This is a genomic window from Dyella sedimenti, assembly GCF_022760995.1.
Classification (GTDB): Bacteria; Pseudomonadota; Gammaproteobacteria; order Xanthomonadales; family Rhodanobacteraceae; genus Dyella; species Dyella sedimenti.
Window position 1 is genome coordinate 154,902 of record NZ_JAKWJO010000004.1, and the last position, 14,722, is coordinate 169,623.

The window sequence follows — 14,722 nt, forward strand, 5'->3', positions numbered from 1 at the left end:
GACTCAGCGCTGGCCGATCAGCGAGGCCATCACCGCCTTCTGCACGTGCAGGCGGTTCTCGGCCTCGTCGATGGCGATGCAGGCGGGCGAATCCATTACCGCGTCGGTGGCCTTCACGTTGCGGCGCAGCGGCAGGCAATGGCTGAACAGGCCGTGGTTGGTCAGCGCCATCTTCGCCTCGTCCACGATGAAGTGCTTGTTCGCCTCGCGGATCGGCTTCTCCTGCTCCCAGCGGCCGAAGAATGGCAGCGCGCCCCAGCTCTTGGCGTAGACCACGTCGGCGCCACGATAGGCATCCTCGATGTCGTGGCTGACCTTGAGCGAACCGCCGTTTTCCCTGGCGTTCTGGTAGCCATATTCCATGTAGCGTTCGTCCAGCACGTAGTCGGGCGTGGGACACAGCAGGGTCACGTCCATGCCCATCTTGGTGGCGATCAGCAAGGCGGAGTTGGCCACCGCCGTGTTCAGCGGCTTGGGGTGGTAGGTCCAGGTCAGCACGTATTTCCTGTTCTGCAGGCTGCCCAGGTGCTCCTTCAGCGCCAGCGCATGGGCCAGTTCCTGGCATGGGTGGGTGATGGTCTCCATGTTGATTACCGGCACCGTGGCGTACCTGGCGAAGGCCTTGATAACGCTGTCCTCGCGGTCCACCGACCAGTCCTGGAACTTCGGGAAAGCGCGCACCGCGATCAGGTCCACGTAGCGCGACAGCACGCGCGCCACCTCGGCGATGTGCTCCTCCGTCTCGCCATCCATCACCGTGCCCACCTCGAACTCGATCGGCCATGCGTCCTTGCCCGGCGACAGCACGATGGCATGGCCGCCCAGGTGGAACGCGCCCAGCTCGAAGCTGGTGCGCGTGCGCATCGACGGATTGAAGAACATCAGCGCCACCGACTTGCCGGCCAGTTGCTGGCCGCGCGGCGAACGCTTGAAGGCCGCGGCCTGCTCGAGCAGCGCATCGATCTCGGCGCGGCTGTAGTCCTGGGTGGTCAGAAAGTGGCGGAGGGTCATGTCGGAGGGTGCCTTTATCGAATCTTCGGATGCTGGAAACAAAAAAACCCGGCTGCATGCCGGGTTTTGTCGTCGATTCACATGAAACGCGTGCGACAGCCTACCCGGCCGAATGTCGGACCAGCGGTCGGCGCGCACGCGACGTCATGCCAGCGGCCATGCGGGCACTGGTGAGGACGGTGGCGGTATAGACGGCTGCGGACATGGTGGTTCCGGGCGGTGGAACGCGCATCATGACGGGATTCCCGCTGCCATGCAACATGCGGCGGGCTCCCATGCGAGACCGCCGCCCGGAGGCGGCGGTCTCAATCGGCGGGAGAAACGCTGACCCGTACCCTCAGGCGCTCGCCCGGGTCGTAGTTGAGGCGGGACACGTAGACCTCGCCGCGATAGCGGTATTCCACGTCGTAGCCCATGATGCGGCGCTGCTCGCTCACCGCGGCGACCTGGCGGCAATGGGTCTCGGTGGTCTGGTATTCGCCGCCGCCGTTGGCGGAGACGCTGTTGCCCACCGCGCCACCGGCCACGGCGCCCGCCACGGTGGCGGCGGTGCGGCCGTCGCCATGGCCGATGGTGCTGCCCAGCACGCCGCCGACTACCGCGCCGAGGATGGTGCCGGCCGCGCTGCCCTGCGGTGGCGCGCTGCGCACCACCTGCTGGTCGTAGCATTCCTGGCGCGGCACCTCGGTGCGGGCCACCCCGTACACGGGATCCACGCGCAGCACGTCGGCCCAGCCAAAGTGGGTGTTGTCGTCATTCGGCTGCGGATTCTGATACCGCGCATCCTGCGCAAACACGCCACTGGCCATCAGCGATAGCGCCAGCGCGGGGAACAACCACTTGGTCACTGCGACCTCCGCTCGGGGCAAGATACGGGCGCTTCTACGCGCCTCATAGCATCCATTGCAGCAAATTCACACTGAATCGACGCTTAGAAGTTTTCCTAAAGTTCCGAACTTTCCTGCCGGCGCCCCTTTTCCGAAGGTCTCGCTGCCCAGCGGCAGCCTCCACGGCTTGTTAAGATGCGCGACTGGCCGGCGCCCGCCCGGTACCCGCCGCCCCTGCCCGGACCTCCCGACCGATGCCGATTTCGCTCCACAACAGCCTGACGCGCCGTATCGAACCCTTTGTGCCGCTCGCCCCCGACCGGGTGACGATGTACCTGTGCGGCCCCACGGTCTACAACTACGTGCATATTGGCAACGCGCGCGGCCCGGTGGTGTTCGACGTACTGGTGCGCCTGCTGCGCCGCCATTACCCGCGGGTGGTCTACGCCCGCAACATCACCGACGTGGACGACAAGATCAACGCGGCGGCCCGCCAGCTCGGCGTGGGCATCGAGGGCATCACCCGCCGCTACGCCCAGGCCTACCGCGAGGACATGGCCGCGCTGGGCGTCGCGCCGCCCGACGTGGAGCCGCACGCCACCGAGCACATCCCGCAGATCATCGCCATGATCGAGCGGTTGATCGCCGGCGGCCATGCCTACGCCGCCGAGGGCCATGTGCTGTTCGAGGTGGAGTCGTTCCCGGCCTACGGCGAACTCTCCGGCCGCGACCCGGAGGAACTGATCGCCGGCGCCCGCGTCGAGGTGGCCCCGTACAAGAAGCATCCCGGCGACTTCGTGCTGTGGAAGCCATCCACCCCGGACCTTCCCGGCTGGGACAGCCCCTGGGGCCGCGGCCGCCCGGGCTGGCATATCGAGTGCTCGGCGATGAGCGAGGCGCATCTGGGCGACACCATCGACATCCACGCCGGCGGCGTGGACCTGCAGTTCCCGCACCACGAGAACGAAATCGCCCAGTCCACCTGCGCCCACGGCGGCAAGGTGTTCGCGCGCTACTGGCTGCACAATGGCATGCTCACCTTCAGCGGCCGCAAGATGTCCAAGTCGCTGGGCAACGTGATGCTGGTGCACGAGCTGCTCAAGGCGCATCCGCCCGAGGCACTGCGCCTGCTGCTGCTGCGTGGCCACTACCGCCAGCCGCTGGACTGGTCCGAGGCAGCCATCGCGCAGTCGGTCAGCACGCTGGACGGCTGGTATCGCGTACTGCGCGACCTGGCCTGCATCGAGGTGGATACGGCCAGCCTGCCGGTACCGGATGCCGTCGAGGCCGCGCTGTGCGACGACCTCAACACGCCCCAGGCGCTGGCCGAGCTGGCGCAGCTGGCGGACGCCGCGCGCCAGGCCGGCGACGATGAGGCCAGGCGCATCGCCAAGGCCGCCCTGCTGGGCGCGGGTGTCCTGCTCGGCCTGTTGCAGCAGGATCCGGAAGCCTGGTTCAAGCAGGCCGGCGGCGCGGCGGAGATCGACGAGACGCGCGTCGAAGCCCTGCTGGACGAGCGCCGCGCCGCGCGCGCCGCCCGCGACTTCAAGCGGGCCGACGCGATCCGCGACGAGCTCACCGCCATGGGCGTGGTGATCGAGGACGGCGCCCAGGGCACGCGCTGGAGCGTGGCGAAGGGTTGAACCTTTCGCGTTCCGCGGGAAGGGCAGCGTTAGAGCTTGTTCAAAATCTCGGTGCCATCCCCTCCCTCCCCGCCGACGCTCATCGGTCCCCTCTGTGGGAGCGCACCCTGTGCGCGACCTCCTTTTGCCTCGGTCTGCATGGTTCGTCATCCTGGCCCTTGTCCCCTTTGGCGGGGTGCGCCGGGACGACGAGCCATGAGGCGAAAGGTGTCGCGCACAGGGTGCGCTCCCACAAGGCTGCGTGCAGGGGAGGAGGGCCCACCAAGATTTTGAACAGGCTCTCAGAGCGGGGTTTTGGCGAAACGAGCGATAATATGGCCATGAACGCTATCGCCCCCCCCAGCGCCGAGCAGGCGCAGCAGGACATCATCGACGAGTTCGCCTTCTTTGGCGACTGGACCGAGCGCTACCAGTACCTGATCGACCTGGGCAAGCAGTTGCCGCCCTTTCCCGAGGAACTAAAGACCGAGGATTTCCGCGTGCACGGCTGCCAGTCGCTGGTTTGGCTGGTGCCCAGCGGCAGCGCCGAGCGGATGCATTTCCAGGCGACCAGCGACTCGGCCATCGTCTCGGGCCTGATCGCGCTGGTGCTGCGCGTCTATTCCGACCGGCCCGCAGCCGAGATCGTCGCCGCCGAGCCGCGCTTCATCGAGGCCATCGGCCTGGCCAAACACCTCTCGCCCACCCGCTCGAACGGCCTGGCCGCGATGCTGGCCAGGCTGAAGGCATACGCGGCCGCCAGCCTGGCCGCGAAGGAATAAGCGGACAGAACCGCTTTTCGCCAGCGTCCAAAAGCAAAGCCCCGCACCAGGCGGGGCTTTGCTTGTCGGCTGGCGGCGCAGCGGCGGTCAGTCGCCCATCTGCTTCTGCAGGTGCTCGCGGCGCTCCTGCGCATCCAGCGACAGCGTGGCGATCGGGCGGGCATCGAGGCGCTCCAGGCCGATTTCCTCGTCGGTCTCCTCGCAATAGCCGTAGCGGCCCTCCTCGATGCGACGCAGCGCCTTGTCGATCTTGGAGATCAGCTTGCGGTAGCGGTCGCGGGTGCGCAGCTCCAGCGAGTTTTCCGTCTCGCGGGTGGCGCGCTCGGCCTCGTCGCCCACGTCGCGCACCTCATCGCGCAGGTTCTCCATGGTCTGGCGCGATTCCTCCACCAGCTGTTCGCGCCATTCGCGCAGCTTGTTGCGGAAATAGGCCAGATGCTTGGGGTTCATGTACTCCTCGTCGTTCGAGGGACGGTACCCCTTGGGCAGGTCGATCTGGGTGGTGGAAGGGAGCGCGTAGCGCCCGTCTTCCCGGGTGATGCCATTGTCGAGCGTTGCGGAATTATTCATCGAGGACTGCTGGGCTTTCTGTTTCTTGATGGGGGTATGTCGAGCGGTGGCGCTGGCTACCTTGCCCGCAAAGGGCGCGGCGGCCGGCCTGGCCGGCTCGGCGTGAATGGGGGCAGGCCTGGGCGCCGGCGCCGCGGGCTTGGCGGCCACGGCCGGCTTGCCAGGCGCCGGCTTCACGGCAGGCTTGGCCGGCACGGCCTTGGCCGGCTTCGCCGGCGCCACGGCGACTGGCTTGGCCACGGCCTTGGGCGGTTGCTTCTTGGCGGGAACGGCCACTTTCTTCGCGACGGGCTTCGTCACTTTCTTCACAGCTGCCGGCTTCTTGGCCGGCGCAGCCTTCTTGACGGGCGGCTTGGGAGCGGCCTTTCTGGCGACAGCGGGCTTGGCCGGCGCCTTGGCAACCTTCTTGGCGACAGGTTTCTTGACCGCGACCTTCTTGGCCACCGCCTTCTTGGCCGCTGGCCTCTTCGCCGCGGCAGCCTTGGTCGTGGCGGCCTTGGCGGCCCGCGCAGGAGCAGGCTTCCTGGCGGTCTTGAGGTCTTTCACCTTACCGGCAGGCTTTCCCTTCTGCGGCTTGGTGGCTGTCGCACTACGCGTCGTTTTCGCCATTTCCCTTCACCATTTTGGCCTTGGCGGCCGGGTGTTATAGCCCATGTATCTAACACCGGCAACCGTGCTTCTGGAATACTTGTGGCACTACATGCCGCAGGCTGTCCCGGCAGCACCCATCCGTCGTGACCCGACTCATACTTCTACTGCTCGGCTTCTACAAGCGCTGGCTGAGCCCCCTGCTGGGCCAGCGCTGCCGTTTCCACCCCAGTTGTTCCGATTATGCACGGATTGCGGTGACACGCTTCGGACCGCTGCGCGGCGGCCTGCTGACAGGCTGGCGCCTGCTGCGCTGCCAGCCGCTGTGCGCCGGCGGGGAGGATCCGGTGCCCGCGCAGTTCACTTTCCGCCGTTGCCGCATGCCTGGAGAACCCCATGTCCACTGAATGGCTGATCAAGAACGCCGAACTGGTCAACGAAGGCCGCCGTTTCCACGCCGACGTGCGCGTGAGGCAGGGCCGCATCGACGCCATCGCCGGCGATCTCGACGCCAGGCCAGGCGAGCAGGTGGTGGACGCCAGCGGGCTGTGGCTGCTGCCCGGCATGATCGACGACCAGGTACATTTCCGTGAACCCGGCCTGACGCAGAAGGCCGACATCGCCCACGAGTCGCGCGCCTGCGCCGCCGGCGGCATCACCAGCTTCATGGAGATGCCCAACACCAAGCCACCCGCGCTCGACCGCGACACGCTGGAGGCCAAGTACGCCCGCGCGGCGGAAACCTCAGCCGTCAACTATGCCTTCTACCTTGGCGCCAGCAACGACAACCTGGAGGCGATCCGCCGCCTGGACCCGCTGTCCGCGCCTGGCGTGAAGGTGTTCATGGGCGCTTCCACCGGCAACATGCTGGTGGACGATCCGGCGGTGCTGGACGGTATCTTCCGCGAGGCGCCCACGCCGATCATCACGCACTGCGAGGATTCGCCGATGATCGAGGCGAACCTTGCCAGGGCGCATGAGGAATACGGCGAGGCCATCCCGGCCCGCGAGCATCCGCTGATCCGCTCGCGCGAGGCCTGCATCAAGTCCACCCGGCTGGCCATTGAACTGGCACGCCGCCACCACAGCCGCCTGCACGTGCTGCATATCTCCACGGCGGACGAGCTGGCGCTGTTCGAGCCCGGCCCGCTCAAGGGCAAGCGCATCACCGCCGAGACCTGCGTGCATTTCCTGCACTTCGACGACCGCGACTACGAGCGGCTGGGCTTCCTCATCAAGTGCAACCCGGCGATCAAGACCGCCGCCGACCGCGAGGCGATCACCCGGGCGCTGGCCGAAGGCCGCATCGACGTGCTGGCCACCGACCACGCCCCGCACCTGTTGGAGGAAAAGGCGCAGCTGTACGACAAGGCCCCGAGCGGCCTGCCGCTGGTGCAGTTCGCCCTGCAGGCGGCGCTGCAGCGCGTGTTCGAGGGCAAGCTGGCGCTGGAGCGCGTGGTGGAGGCGGTGACCCATGCCCCGGCCACGCTGTTCGACGTGAAGGAGCGCGGCTTCCTGCGCGAGGGCTACGCCGCCGACCTGGTATTGGTCGATCCGAAGCGGCCGCACATGGTGCGTCGCGAGGAGGTGCTGTCCAAGTGCGGCTGGTCGCCCTTCGAGGGCTACACTTTCGACAGTTCCATCGCCGCCACCTTCGTCAACGGCCGGCGCGTGTGGGATGGCAGCCGCGTGGACGACAGCGTACGGGGCCAGCGCCTGGCTTTCGCCCGCTGACCCAGACCTGCAGGAGCGCACCCAGTACGCGACCGTGGGGCACCGTGGTCGCGCACTGGGTGCGCTCCTACACAGGATGGCGGAATCACGGCACGGGCTGCAGCGTGAGGCTCACCGGTCCGTTCCCGCCCGAACGGCCCAGCACATGCGCCGACGTCTCGCTCACGGCCAGCAGCTTGTCGCCCTGCAACAACCGCACGCTGATGGCGAAGTCCACGCCATCGCGCAGCTCGCCCGGATCGTAGCCGAGCAGGAAATCCACCGGCGAGGCGCCGACCGGCTGGATCTTCTCCACGGCCACCGTGCGCGCGGCCGCGTCCAGGCGACTGACGTCGGCCAGCGTCACCAGCAGGTAGGCATCGGCGGGCACCGGTTGCGGCAGCTCGTAGCGGACGTCGCCGATGATCGACTTCATCAGGGCCTGGTGCACCGGTGCCGCCGGCTGTGCCGGCATGGAGGCCGGCGCCTCGTGCCGGGCGTGGCGCGAAAACATCGAGCAGCCGGCCAGCGCGACGATGGCGGCCAGCAGCATGGAACGGGACAGCATGCACTTCTCCTGGGGAGCCCGGTCCGGGCTCCCGCGATGCTAGCAGCAGCGGTAGGCCAGCAGGCTGCGCCTCAAGCGCAGCCCTTGCCGGCATAGCCACCTTCAACGCCCTTGCTGGCGTAGGCCACGGCGTCGTGCGGATGCAGGCTTTCCTGGTGTTCCACGCGGACATGGAAGTCGCCGATGCCTGCGTCGGCATCCAGCGCCTTCTGGATGCGGCGCGCGGCGTCCTCGCAGAACATCAGGTTGCCGCCGTTGGCGAGCGCGAAGGCCTGTTCGTCCTCGCGCTTGACCGCGGTCTGCACCGGCGTGCCGAGCGCCTGCTCGACCCGGTCGACCAGCCGGATCAGGTCGAATGCCGCGCCCTCGGCCGGGCGCACGCGCAGGCGCGCCACGCTGCGCTGCGCATGCGGGGTGGCCACGATGCCCTTCTCGCTGCCCAGCCAGGCCAGCACGGCAGCGTGGTCGAGCGGCCCGTCGGCATCGAAGTCGCGCGCGAACTGGTCCTGGATCAACTGGCGGGCCAGCGCGGCCGAGGCAGGACAGGTGGAGGAATAGACCACTTCCGTGCCAAATTCGAGCAGGAACCGGTCGCCCACCAGGCTGGCCTCGATGCACACCGGGTACGCGCGCCAGCCGCTGTTGCCACTGCGCAGCGCGGGACGGCGCACCAGGTGCTCGAAGCGGATGCTCAGGCAGGCGCGGTCCGACAGTTCCTTGTGCGATTCCAGGAAACCCTCGAGCAGTTCGCGCAGCATGCCGGCGCTGAGCGTCTGCGCGCTGAGCGCCTGCTCCACCATCAGGTAGAGGCGCGACATGTGGATGCCGCGCTTGTCGGGGCGGCGCAGGTTGACGAAGGCGCCGACACGCGCGCTGGCGCGCTGCACGTCGCCGTCGCCGGCGTCGAAGTGCACCGGCACCTCGATCTCGTTCATGCCCACCCAATCCAGCTCACCGGCCAGGTGGGGCTGGGCATGGACCGCCACGTCGGGCAGCAGGCGGGCGGTGTTTTGCTCGTTGTACATGGGGAAATCCTGTGGTCCATCGGGCGATGGGGACGCCGCGAACGAGTCTCCATCTTGGGGCAGCATCCCGGCCTCGCAATAGTGGCGTGGCGGAAACGGTGCGTCCCTGTGCCGCTCAACCGGCCGCGCGACGCCACTCCCGCGCCGCCAGCCAGGCCTGCCAGGTCACGCCGGGGCCTTGCCGCCCCTGTCCCTTGCGCAGCACGGCCAGCGGATCGGCCGCCTTGCGCGCCCGCGCCACCAGGGTACGGGCATGGCGCGATTCCAGCCCGCGGAAGGCGCTGAGCGTTCCCGGCAGGCGCTCGGCCTCACGCCATGCCATGTCGAGATCCGCCAACTGGGCACGAATGGCCTCCTCGCGCGCCGCGCCAGCCGCACGCAAATCGGCGCGGCTGAGGCCATGCCGGGCCAGGCGCGCCATCGGCAGCGCCAGGCGGTCACGCTCGGCATCCTCCTCCAGGCGCAGCAATGCGAACAGTAGGTGGGACAGCGTGGCGACGCGGGCGGCACGCTCCGGCGAAACGTCCTCGCCATACCACCAGGCCGTTTCCAGCCTGGCCAGCGCGCCGTGCAGCAGCGCGCCCGCGGCCAGCTGGGCGGGGAAATCCGCCGCCGTGCCCTCTTCCAGCTGGGCCATCGCGGCCAGCACCGGCGCCACCCAGCGCTCGCTGGGCAGCGCGTGGGCGCGTTCGTCGTCGAACAATACCTGGGTCAGCGGATGGCGGCCGCCGCTGGCGGCGGCGCCGGAGAGTTCCTCGGCCCACCAGTTGAGCTTGGTGGCGGCCACCTGCGGCTCGCGGATGCCGTAGGCAGCGGCCAGCAGTTCCTGCTCCAGCGCGGCCAGCGCGACGTGGCCGGGATAGGCGTGCGGATCGACGAAGGCCAGCGCGATGCGCTGCTGCGGCTGCACCGCCAGCCATTTGTCGATGTAGCTCTGCAGCGCCGCCTCGCTCACGCGGCCACCCGCAGGCGGCGGGTGAGGTCCGCCGGGTGGTCGAGCACCAGGTCGGCGCCCCACTGGCCGGGATCGCCACCGTCGAGATAGCCCCAGCGCACCGCGACGGTGTAGGCGCCGGCATCGGCACCGGCCGTCACGTCGCGGCGGTCGTCGCCGACGAACAGGCAGCGCGCGGGATCGAGCCCGGCCCGCTCGCAGGCAAGCAGCACCGGCGCCGGATCGGGTTTCTTCACCGGCAGCGTGTCGCCCGAGACCACCGCCGCCGCGCGGCTGCCCCAACCGATGCGCTGCACCAGCTCGTCGGTGAGGAAGCCGGGCTTGTTGGTGACGATGCCCCAGGACAGCCCCTGCGATTCGATGGCGGAGAGCAGCTCGTCGATGCCGTCGAAAGGGCGGGTGTGTTCGGCCATTACCGCCTGGTAAAGCTCCAGGTAGCGTGGCAGCAGCGCCAGCAGGCGTGACTCGTCGAGGCTGGGGAACGCGCAGCGCAGGATCGCGCGCGAGCCACGCGAGACCACCTCGCGCACCATCGCGTAGGGCGGCACGGCCACTCGCATTTCCTCGCACTGCGTCTTCAGCGCGGCATGGAGGTCGGGGGCGCTGTCGAGCAGGGTGCCGTCGAGGTCGAACAGCACGCCCTGCAGGTTCTCGGGAAACGGTTTCATGCGGGCTTTCGGGCGCTGATCAGGTAGTTCACCGCGGTGATGCGGCTCAGCCAAGCCTTGCGGTTGATCGGGTTGTAGCCCAGGCCGGAGACGTCCTCCACTTCCAGCCCGGCATGGCGCATCAGGCGGCCGAGTTCGGAAGGCTTGAGGAACTGCGCGTAGTGGTGCGTGCCGCGCGGCAGCATGCGGGTGAGGTATTCGGCCCCCAGGATCGCCGCGCCGAAGGCCACCGGCGTGCGGTTGAGCGTGGACATCACCAGCACGCCGCCCGGCTTCGCCATCCGCGCAAGGTCCTTCACCAACGCCTCGGGATCGGGCACGTGCTCGACCAGTTCCATGCAGCACACCGCGTCGAAGCCTTCCGGCTCGGCTGCGGCCAGCCCGGCCGACGACTGCACGCGGTAGTCGATGGCCAGGTCCGGCGTCTCCAGCCTCGACTCGTGCAGGTGCAGGCGGGCGATCTCGATCACCTTCTCGCCCAGGTCGATGCCGGTAACGCGGGCCCCGGCCCTGGCCAGCGCCTCGCTGAGCAGGCCGCCGCCGCAGCCGACGTCGGCCACGCGCGCGCCGCGCAGATCCACACGGGCCGCCACGTAGGAGGCGCGCACCGGGTTGAGATCGTGCAGCGGGCGGGATTCGCCGTCCGGATCCCACCAGCGCGCGGCGAGTTTGCCGAAACGGGCGATTTCCTCGGGACTGACGTTGGCGGCAGCTTGCATCGGAAGCATCCTCACTGGCAGGCCGCGGAGCTTAGCGCGCCTGCCATTCGTAGATCGTGATATCCCAGCCGCCGCTGGTATGGGCGGGGTCCTCGTGCGCGATGCGCCGCGCTTCGTCCAGGCTCTCCGCGCGTAGCAGGTAGGCACCGCCGGGCTGGTTGCCGAACGGGCCGGCCAGTTCCAGGCTTCCGCCGGCGCGCAGGCCTTCGAGGAAATCCTTGTGCGGTTGCACCACGGCCGGGTCGAAATCAGGGCGGCGCATGGCCATGACGAGATAACGGTTCATCTTGCCTCCTCAGGCGGCGTCGATGGCCGCGATGCGCTCACGCCAGGCGTGTGTCTTGGCCAGCATGGCGTCAGTGTCGATATCGGTAAGCACGCGCCCGGCCAGCTTGCGCGCGCCGTCGATCCACACGTCCGTCACCTGGTGGCGGCCGGTGGCATAGGCCAGCTGCGAGGCGATGTGGAACAGCGGCTGGGTTTCCAGGTCCGACAGGCGGATGGCGGCCAGGTCGGCCCGCTTGCCTGCCTCGATCGAGCCGATGCGGTCCTCCAGCCCCATCGCGTGCGCGCCGTTGAGCGTGGCCGCGCGCAGCGCATAGGCCGCATCGAAGGCGGCCGCGTCGCCCGCCACCGCCTTGGCCAGCAGCGCGGCGGTACGCATCTCGCCGAGCATGTCCAGGTCGTTGTTGGAGGCGCAGCCGTCCGTGCCCAGCGCCACGTTGACGCCGGCCCGCCGCAGCTTTTCCGCCGGGCAGAAGCCGGAGGCCAGCTTGAGGTTGGATTCCGGGCAATGCACCACCGACACGCCGGCTTCCGCGCAGGCGGCGATTTCGCCGTCGGTGAGCTGGGTCATGTGTACCGCGATCAGGCGATCGTTGACCAAGCCCAGCCGCTGCAGGCGCTGGAACGGGCGCAGGCCGCTCTTGGCCTTCTCCTCCTCCACCTCGTGCGCGGTCTCGTGGGTGTGCAGGTGCACCTGGATGTCGAGCTGGTCGGCCAGCACGCGGATGCGCTCGAAGCTCTCGTCGGACACGGTGTAGGGCGCGTGCGGCGCGAACGAGGTGCCCACCAGCGGATCGCCCAGGAAGCTGTCGTGCACGGCGATGGCGCGCTCGAAATACTCGTCCTGCGTCCTGGCCCAGGCGGTGGGGAACTCGATCACCGGCAGGCCCACCACGGCGCGGAAGCCCAGGCGCCGGTAGGTCGCGCCGATCACGTCGGGGAAGAAGTAGTTCTCGTTGGCGCAGGTGGTGCCGCCGCGGATCATCTCGGCCACCGCCAGCTCCACGCCGTCGCGCACGAACTCGGGGCCGATCACCTGCCCTTCCACCGGCCAGATGTGCTTCTGCAGCCACACCATCAGCGGCAGGTCGTCGGCCAGGCCGCGCAGCAGGGTCATCGGGTTGTGCGTGTGCGTGTTGACCAGGCCAGGGATCAGCACGTGCTCGCCCAGTTCGACGCGCTCGCGCGGGGCATACGCGGCGCGGGCTTCGCCGATTGGCAGCAGCGCCACGATGGCGCCCTTGTCCACCGCTACGGCGTGGTGCTCCAGCACGACGCCATGCGGCTCGACGGGCACCACCCAGCGCGCTTCGATCAACAGGTCGACGGGTTGCGGTGCGGTCGGGCTCATGTGCGGGCTCGCTTGTTCGGTGATGGATACGACATGGGGCGGATCACCTTGCGGTGGCCGCCCCATGATGCTCAACCTCTACGTCTCAATCATGTCATTCCGGCGCAGGCCGGAATCCAGTGCTGTGCCGTATGAGGGTGTGAAAGCGGATTCGAGTGCTTCGCACGGCATACTTCACTGGCCCCCTGCCCTTGCCCCCTTTTGGGGGTTCGCAGGGATGACGAACCGGCAAAGGCGCGGGCAAAGCCGCGCCCCGGTTCGTCACTTGCCGACGCGGCTGACGTATTCGCCGGTGCGGGTGTCGACCTTGATGACTTCGTCCGTGCTCACGAACAGCGGCACGCGCACCACGGCGCCGGTTTCCAGCGTGGCCGGCTTGCCGCCGCCGCCGGAGGTGTCGCCGCGCAGGCCCGGATCGGTCTCGACGATCTTCAGCTCGACGAAGTTCGGCGGCTGCACGGCGATGATCTCGCCGTTGAACAGCGTCACCACGCACTCCTCCTCGCCCTTCAGCCACTTGGCGGCATCGCCCACGCCGGCCTTGCCGGCCTGGTGCTGCTCGAAGCTTTCCTGGTGCATGAAGTGCCAGTACTCGCCGTCGGAATACAGATACTGCATGTCGGTGTCGGTGACGTCGGCGATCTCGAAGGAGTCGCTGGACTTCATGGTCTGTTCGGTGGTGCGGCCCGTCTTCAGGTTGCGGATGAAGATGCGGGTGAACGCCTGGCCCTTGCCGGGCTTGATGAAATCGGCGTCGGTAATGACCCAGGGGTCATTGTTGTGAAGGATCTTCATACCCTTCTTGACGTCGTTGAGACCAGCGGTGGCCATGCGCTTCGTGCTCCAGATGTGACGCCGCCCGCGGGCGGCTAGAATAGGTGGTTCACCGGGCCCTGGGCCCGACTCAAGACCCGATATGATAACCGCAAGCCATGCCGCCCGCCTATTGCCGCCCGGATCCGATTGGCGCGCGCTCTGGCGCGATGCCATCACCGATCCGCACGAGCTGCTGGCCGCCGTGGGCCTTGAGCACCTGGCCGGACGCCTGCCGCCGGACGATGCGGGCTTCGCCCTGCGCGTACCGCGCGGCTTCGTGGCCCGCATGCGCCGGGGCGATGCGGCCGACCCGCTGCTGCTGCAGGTGATGCCGCAGCTGGCCGAGCTGGACCGGGTGGACGGCTTCGGCACCGACGCCGTGGGCGACCTGGCCGCCCGCCCGGCCCAGGGCGTGCTGCACAAGTACCAGGGGCGCGCCCTGCTGATCGCCAGCGGCAGCTGCGCCGTCAACTGCCGCTACTGTTTCCGCCGCCACTTCCCCTACGGCGAGGAGATGGCCGCCGCCGGCCAGTGGCGCAAGGCGCTGGAACACGTGCGGCAAGATGCGTCGATCAGCGAGCTGATCCTTTCCGGCGGCGATCCGCTGGCGCTGGCCACCGGCAAGCTGGAGGAACTGGGCCGGGGCCTGGCCGGCATTCCCCACGTCATCCGCCTGCGCATCCATACGCGCCTGCCGGTGGTGCTGCCCGAGCGCATCGACGAGTCCTTCGTCCGCTGGTTGGCCGGGCTGCCGCTGCAGAAGGTAGTGGTGCTGCACGCCAACCACGCCAATGAATTCGACGCCGGCGTGGATGCCGCCTGCGCGCGGCTGCGCGAGGCCGGCGCCACCCTGCTGAACCAGTCGGTGCTGCTGCGGGGGGTCAACGACGACGCCGACACGCTGGCCACGCTGTCCGAGCGGCTGTTCGCCGCAGGCGTACTGCCCTACTACCTGCACCAGCTCGACCGGGTGCAGGGAGCCGCGCACTTCGAGGTGGACGATGCCCGCGCCCTCGCGCTGGCCGAGGCGATACGCCATCGCCTGCCCGGCTACCTGGTGCCCAAACTGGTGCGCGAGGTGGGCGGCGAGGCATCCAAGCGCCCTCTGTAAGTGGGCCACGTCACCTTCGGAAACTTTCCGCTGGCGGTGACTGGCGGAATCCGCTACAACCTCCGATGGCCCGCGCCCTGCTGTCATGGCAGGTTCCTTTTCAGCAGCGGC

The 14,722-nt window shown here is 68.6% G+C and carries 16 protein-coding genes; 5 read left to right on the forward strand and 11 right to left on the reverse strand.

Annotation, left to right across the window (positions count from 1 at the left end; translation table 11 throughout):
* Positions 1 to 3: 3 nt before the first annotated feature.
* A complete protein-coding gene (locus tag MJ605_RS10820; protein WP_243041528.1) occupies positions 4 to 1,011 on the reverse strand; it encodes an N-acetylornithine carbamoyltransferase in 1,008 nt (335 codons plus the stop codon).
* 305 nt (positions 1,012 to 1,316) lie between these two features.
* The gene (locus MJ605_RS10825) at positions 1,317 to 1,859 is read right to left on the reverse strand and encodes a glycine zipper 2TM domain-containing protein (RefSeq protein WP_243041529.1); all 543 of its coding nucleotides are present in this window, start codon (positions 1,857 to 1,859) and stop codon (positions 1,317 to 1,319) included.
* Between the two features lie 233 nt (positions 1,860 to 2,092).
* Between MJ605_RS10825 and cysS the strand changes: the two genes are divergently transcribed.
* Positions 2,093 to 3,481: a cysteine--tRNA ligase gene (gene cysS, locus MJ605_RS10830; protein ID WP_243041530.1), complete on the forward strand. Its 1,389-nt coding sequence runs from the start codon at positions 2,093 to 2,095 to the stop codon at positions 3,479 to 3,481.
* Positions 3,482 to 3,801: 320 nt separating this feature from the next.
* A complete protein-coding gene (locus tag MJ605_RS10835; protein ID WP_243041531.1) occupies positions 3,802 to 4,242 on the forward strand; it encodes a SufE family protein in 441 nt (146 codons plus the stop codon).
* Positions 4,243 to 4,329: 87 nt separating this feature from the next.
* Here the strand turns inward: MJ605_RS10835 and dksA are convergent, their stop codons facing one another.
* Entirely contained in the window at positions 4,330 to 5,421 is a 1,092-nt protein-coding gene (gene dksA / locus MJ605_RS10840; protein ID WP_279237533.1) for an RNA polymerase-binding protein DksA, read from the reverse strand.
* A 125-nt stretch (positions 5,422 to 5,546) separates the two neighbouring features.
* Here dksA and yidD point away from each other — a divergent pair, with 125 nt between their 5' ends.
* On the forward strand, positions 5,547 to 5,807 hold the full coding sequence (gene yidD / locus MJ605_RS10845) for a membrane protein insertion efficiency factor YidD (protein WP_243041533.1): 261 nt from the start codon (positions 5,547 to 5,549) through the stop codon (positions 5,805 to 5,807).
* Positions 5,797 to 7,134, forward strand: a complete 1,338-nt coding sequence (locus MJ605_RS10850) for a dihydroorotase (RefSeq protein ID WP_243041534.1) — start codon at positions 5,797 to 5,799, stop codon at positions 7,132 to 7,134. Before yidD ends, MJ605_RS10850 begins: the two co-directional genes overlap by 11 nt.
* A gap of 85 nt (positions 7,135 to 7,219) precedes the next feature.
* Here the strand turns inward: MJ605_RS10850 and MJ605_RS10855 are convergent, their stop codons facing one another.
* The 8 genes from MJ605_RS10855 to efp all read right to left on the reverse strand — a co-directional run bounded on the left by MJ605_RS10855 (position 7,220) and on the right by efp (position 13,515).
* Positions 7,220 to 7,681, reverse strand: a complete 462-nt coding sequence (locus MJ605_RS10855) for a YbaY family lipoprotein (RefSeq protein WP_243041535.1) — start codon at positions 7,679 to 7,681, stop codon at positions 7,220 to 7,222.
* A gap of 71 nt (positions 7,682 to 7,752) precedes the next feature.
* Positions 7,753 to 8,706 carry a GTP cyclohydrolase FolE2 gene (gene folE2, locus MJ605_RS10860; RefSeq protein ID WP_243041536.1) on the reverse strand — a complete coding sequence of 318 codons (954 nt, stop codon included), beginning with the start codon at positions 8,704 to 8,706 and terminating at the stop codon, positions 7,753 to 7,755.
* A gap of 115 nt (positions 8,707 to 8,821) precedes the next feature.
* On the reverse strand, positions 8,822 to 9,661 hold the full coding sequence (locus tag MJ605_RS10865; protein WP_243041537.1) for a squalene/phytoene synthase family protein: 840 nt from the start codon (positions 9,659 to 9,661) through the stop codon (positions 8,822 to 8,824).
* On the reverse strand, positions 9,658 to 10,329 hold the full coding sequence (gene gph / locus MJ605_RS10870; protein ID WP_243041538.1) for a phosphoglycolate phosphatase: 672 nt from the start codon (positions 10,327 to 10,329) through the stop codon (positions 9,658 to 9,660). The genes MJ605_RS10865 and gph overlap by 4 nt, the downstream gene beginning before the upstream one ends.
* On the reverse strand, positions 10,326 to 11,048 hold the full coding sequence (gene ubiG / locus MJ605_RS10875) for a bifunctional 2-polyprenyl-6-hydroxyphenol methylase/3-demethylubiquinol 3-O-methyltransferase UbiG (protein ID WP_243041539.1): 723 nt from the start codon (positions 11,046 to 11,048) through the stop codon (positions 10,326 to 10,328). The genes gph and ubiG overlap by 4 nt, the downstream gene beginning before the upstream one ends.
* A gap of 31 nt (positions 11,049 to 11,079) precedes the next feature.
* Complete coding sequence (locus tag MJ605_RS10880; RefSeq protein ID WP_243041540.1) at positions 11,080 to 11,334, reverse strand: YciI family protein; 255 nt, start codon at positions 11,332 to 11,334, stop codon at positions 11,080 to 11,082.
* A gap of 9 nt (positions 11,335 to 11,343) precedes the next feature.
* Positions 11,344 to 12,684 (reverse strand): TRZ/ATZ family hydrolase, encoded by a 1,341-nt coding sequence (locus MJ605_RS10885; protein WP_243041541.1) that lies wholly within the window; start codon positions 12,682 to 12,684, stop codon positions 11,344 to 11,346.
* A gap of 261 nt (positions 12,685 to 12,945) precedes the next feature.
* A complete protein-coding gene (gene efp / locus MJ605_RS10890) occupies positions 12,946 to 13,515 on the reverse strand; it encodes an elongation factor P (RefSeq protein WP_243041542.1) in 570 nt (189 codons plus the stop codon).
* An 85-nt stretch (positions 13,516 to 13,600) separates the two neighbouring features.
* Here efp and epmB point away from each other — a divergent pair, with 85 nt between their 5' ends.
* Positions 13,601 to 14,611 carry an EF-P beta-lysylation protein EpmB gene (gene epmB / locus MJ605_RS10895; RefSeq protein WP_243041543.1) on the forward strand — a complete coding sequence of 337 codons (1,011 nt, stop codon included), beginning with the start codon at positions 13,601 to 13,603 and terminating at the stop codon, positions 14,609 to 14,611.
* The last annotated feature ends 111 nt before the right edge of the window (positions 14,612 to 14,722 follow it).

Excerpts from the sequence above, each read along its gene's own strand:
- MJ605_RS10820 (WP_243041528.1), bottom strand. The coding sequence starts at position 1,011 with ATGACCCTCCGCCACTTTCTGACCACCCAGGACTACAGCCGCGCCGAG.
- cysS (WP_243041530.1), top strand. The coding sequence starts at position 2,093 with ATGCCGATTTCGCTCCACAACAGCCTGACGCGCCGTATCGAACCCTTT.
- MJ605_RS10835 (WP_243041531.1), top strand. The coding sequence starts at position 3,802 with ATGAACGCTATCGCCCCCCCCAGCGCCGAGCAGGCGCAGCAGGACATC.
- dksA (WP_279237533.1), bottom strand. The coding sequence starts at position 5,421 with ATGGCGAAAACGACGCGTAGTGCGACAGCCACCAAGCCGCAGAAGGGA.
- MJ605_RS10850 (WP_243041534.1), top strand. The coding sequence starts at position 5,797 with ATGTCCACTGAATGGCTGATCAAGAACGCCGAACTGGTCAACGAAGGC.
- MJ605_RS10855 (WP_243041535.1), bottom strand. The coding sequence starts at position 7,681 with ATGCTGTCCCGTTCCATGCTGCTGGCCGCCATCGTCGCGCTGGCCGGC.
- folE2 (WP_243041536.1), bottom strand. The coding sequence starts at position 8,706 with ATGTACAACGAGCAAAACACCGCCCGCCTGCTGCCCGACGTGGCGGTC.
- gph (WP_243041538.1), bottom strand. The coding sequence starts at position 10,329 with ATGAAACCGTTTCCCGAGAACCTGCAGGGCGTGCTGTTCGACCTCGAC.
- ubiG (WP_243041539.1), bottom strand. The coding sequence starts at position 11,048 with ATGCAAGCTGCCGCCAACGTCAGTCCCGAGGAAATCGCCCGTTTCGGC.
- MJ605_RS10880 (WP_243041540.1), bottom strand. The coding sequence starts at position 11,334 with ATGAACCGTTATCTCGTCATGGCCATGCGCCGCCCTGATTTCGACCCG.
- MJ605_RS10885 (WP_243041541.1), bottom strand. The coding sequence starts at position 12,684 with ATGAGCCCGACCGCACCGCAACCCGTCGACCTGTTGATCGAAGCGCGC.
- efp (WP_243041542.1), bottom strand. The coding sequence starts at position 13,515 with ATGGCCACCGCTGGTCTCAACGACGTCAAGAAGGGTATGAAGATCCTT.
- epmB (WP_243041543.1), top strand. The coding sequence starts at position 13,601 with ATGATAACCGCAAGCCATGCCGCCCGCCTATTGCCGCCCGGATCCGAT.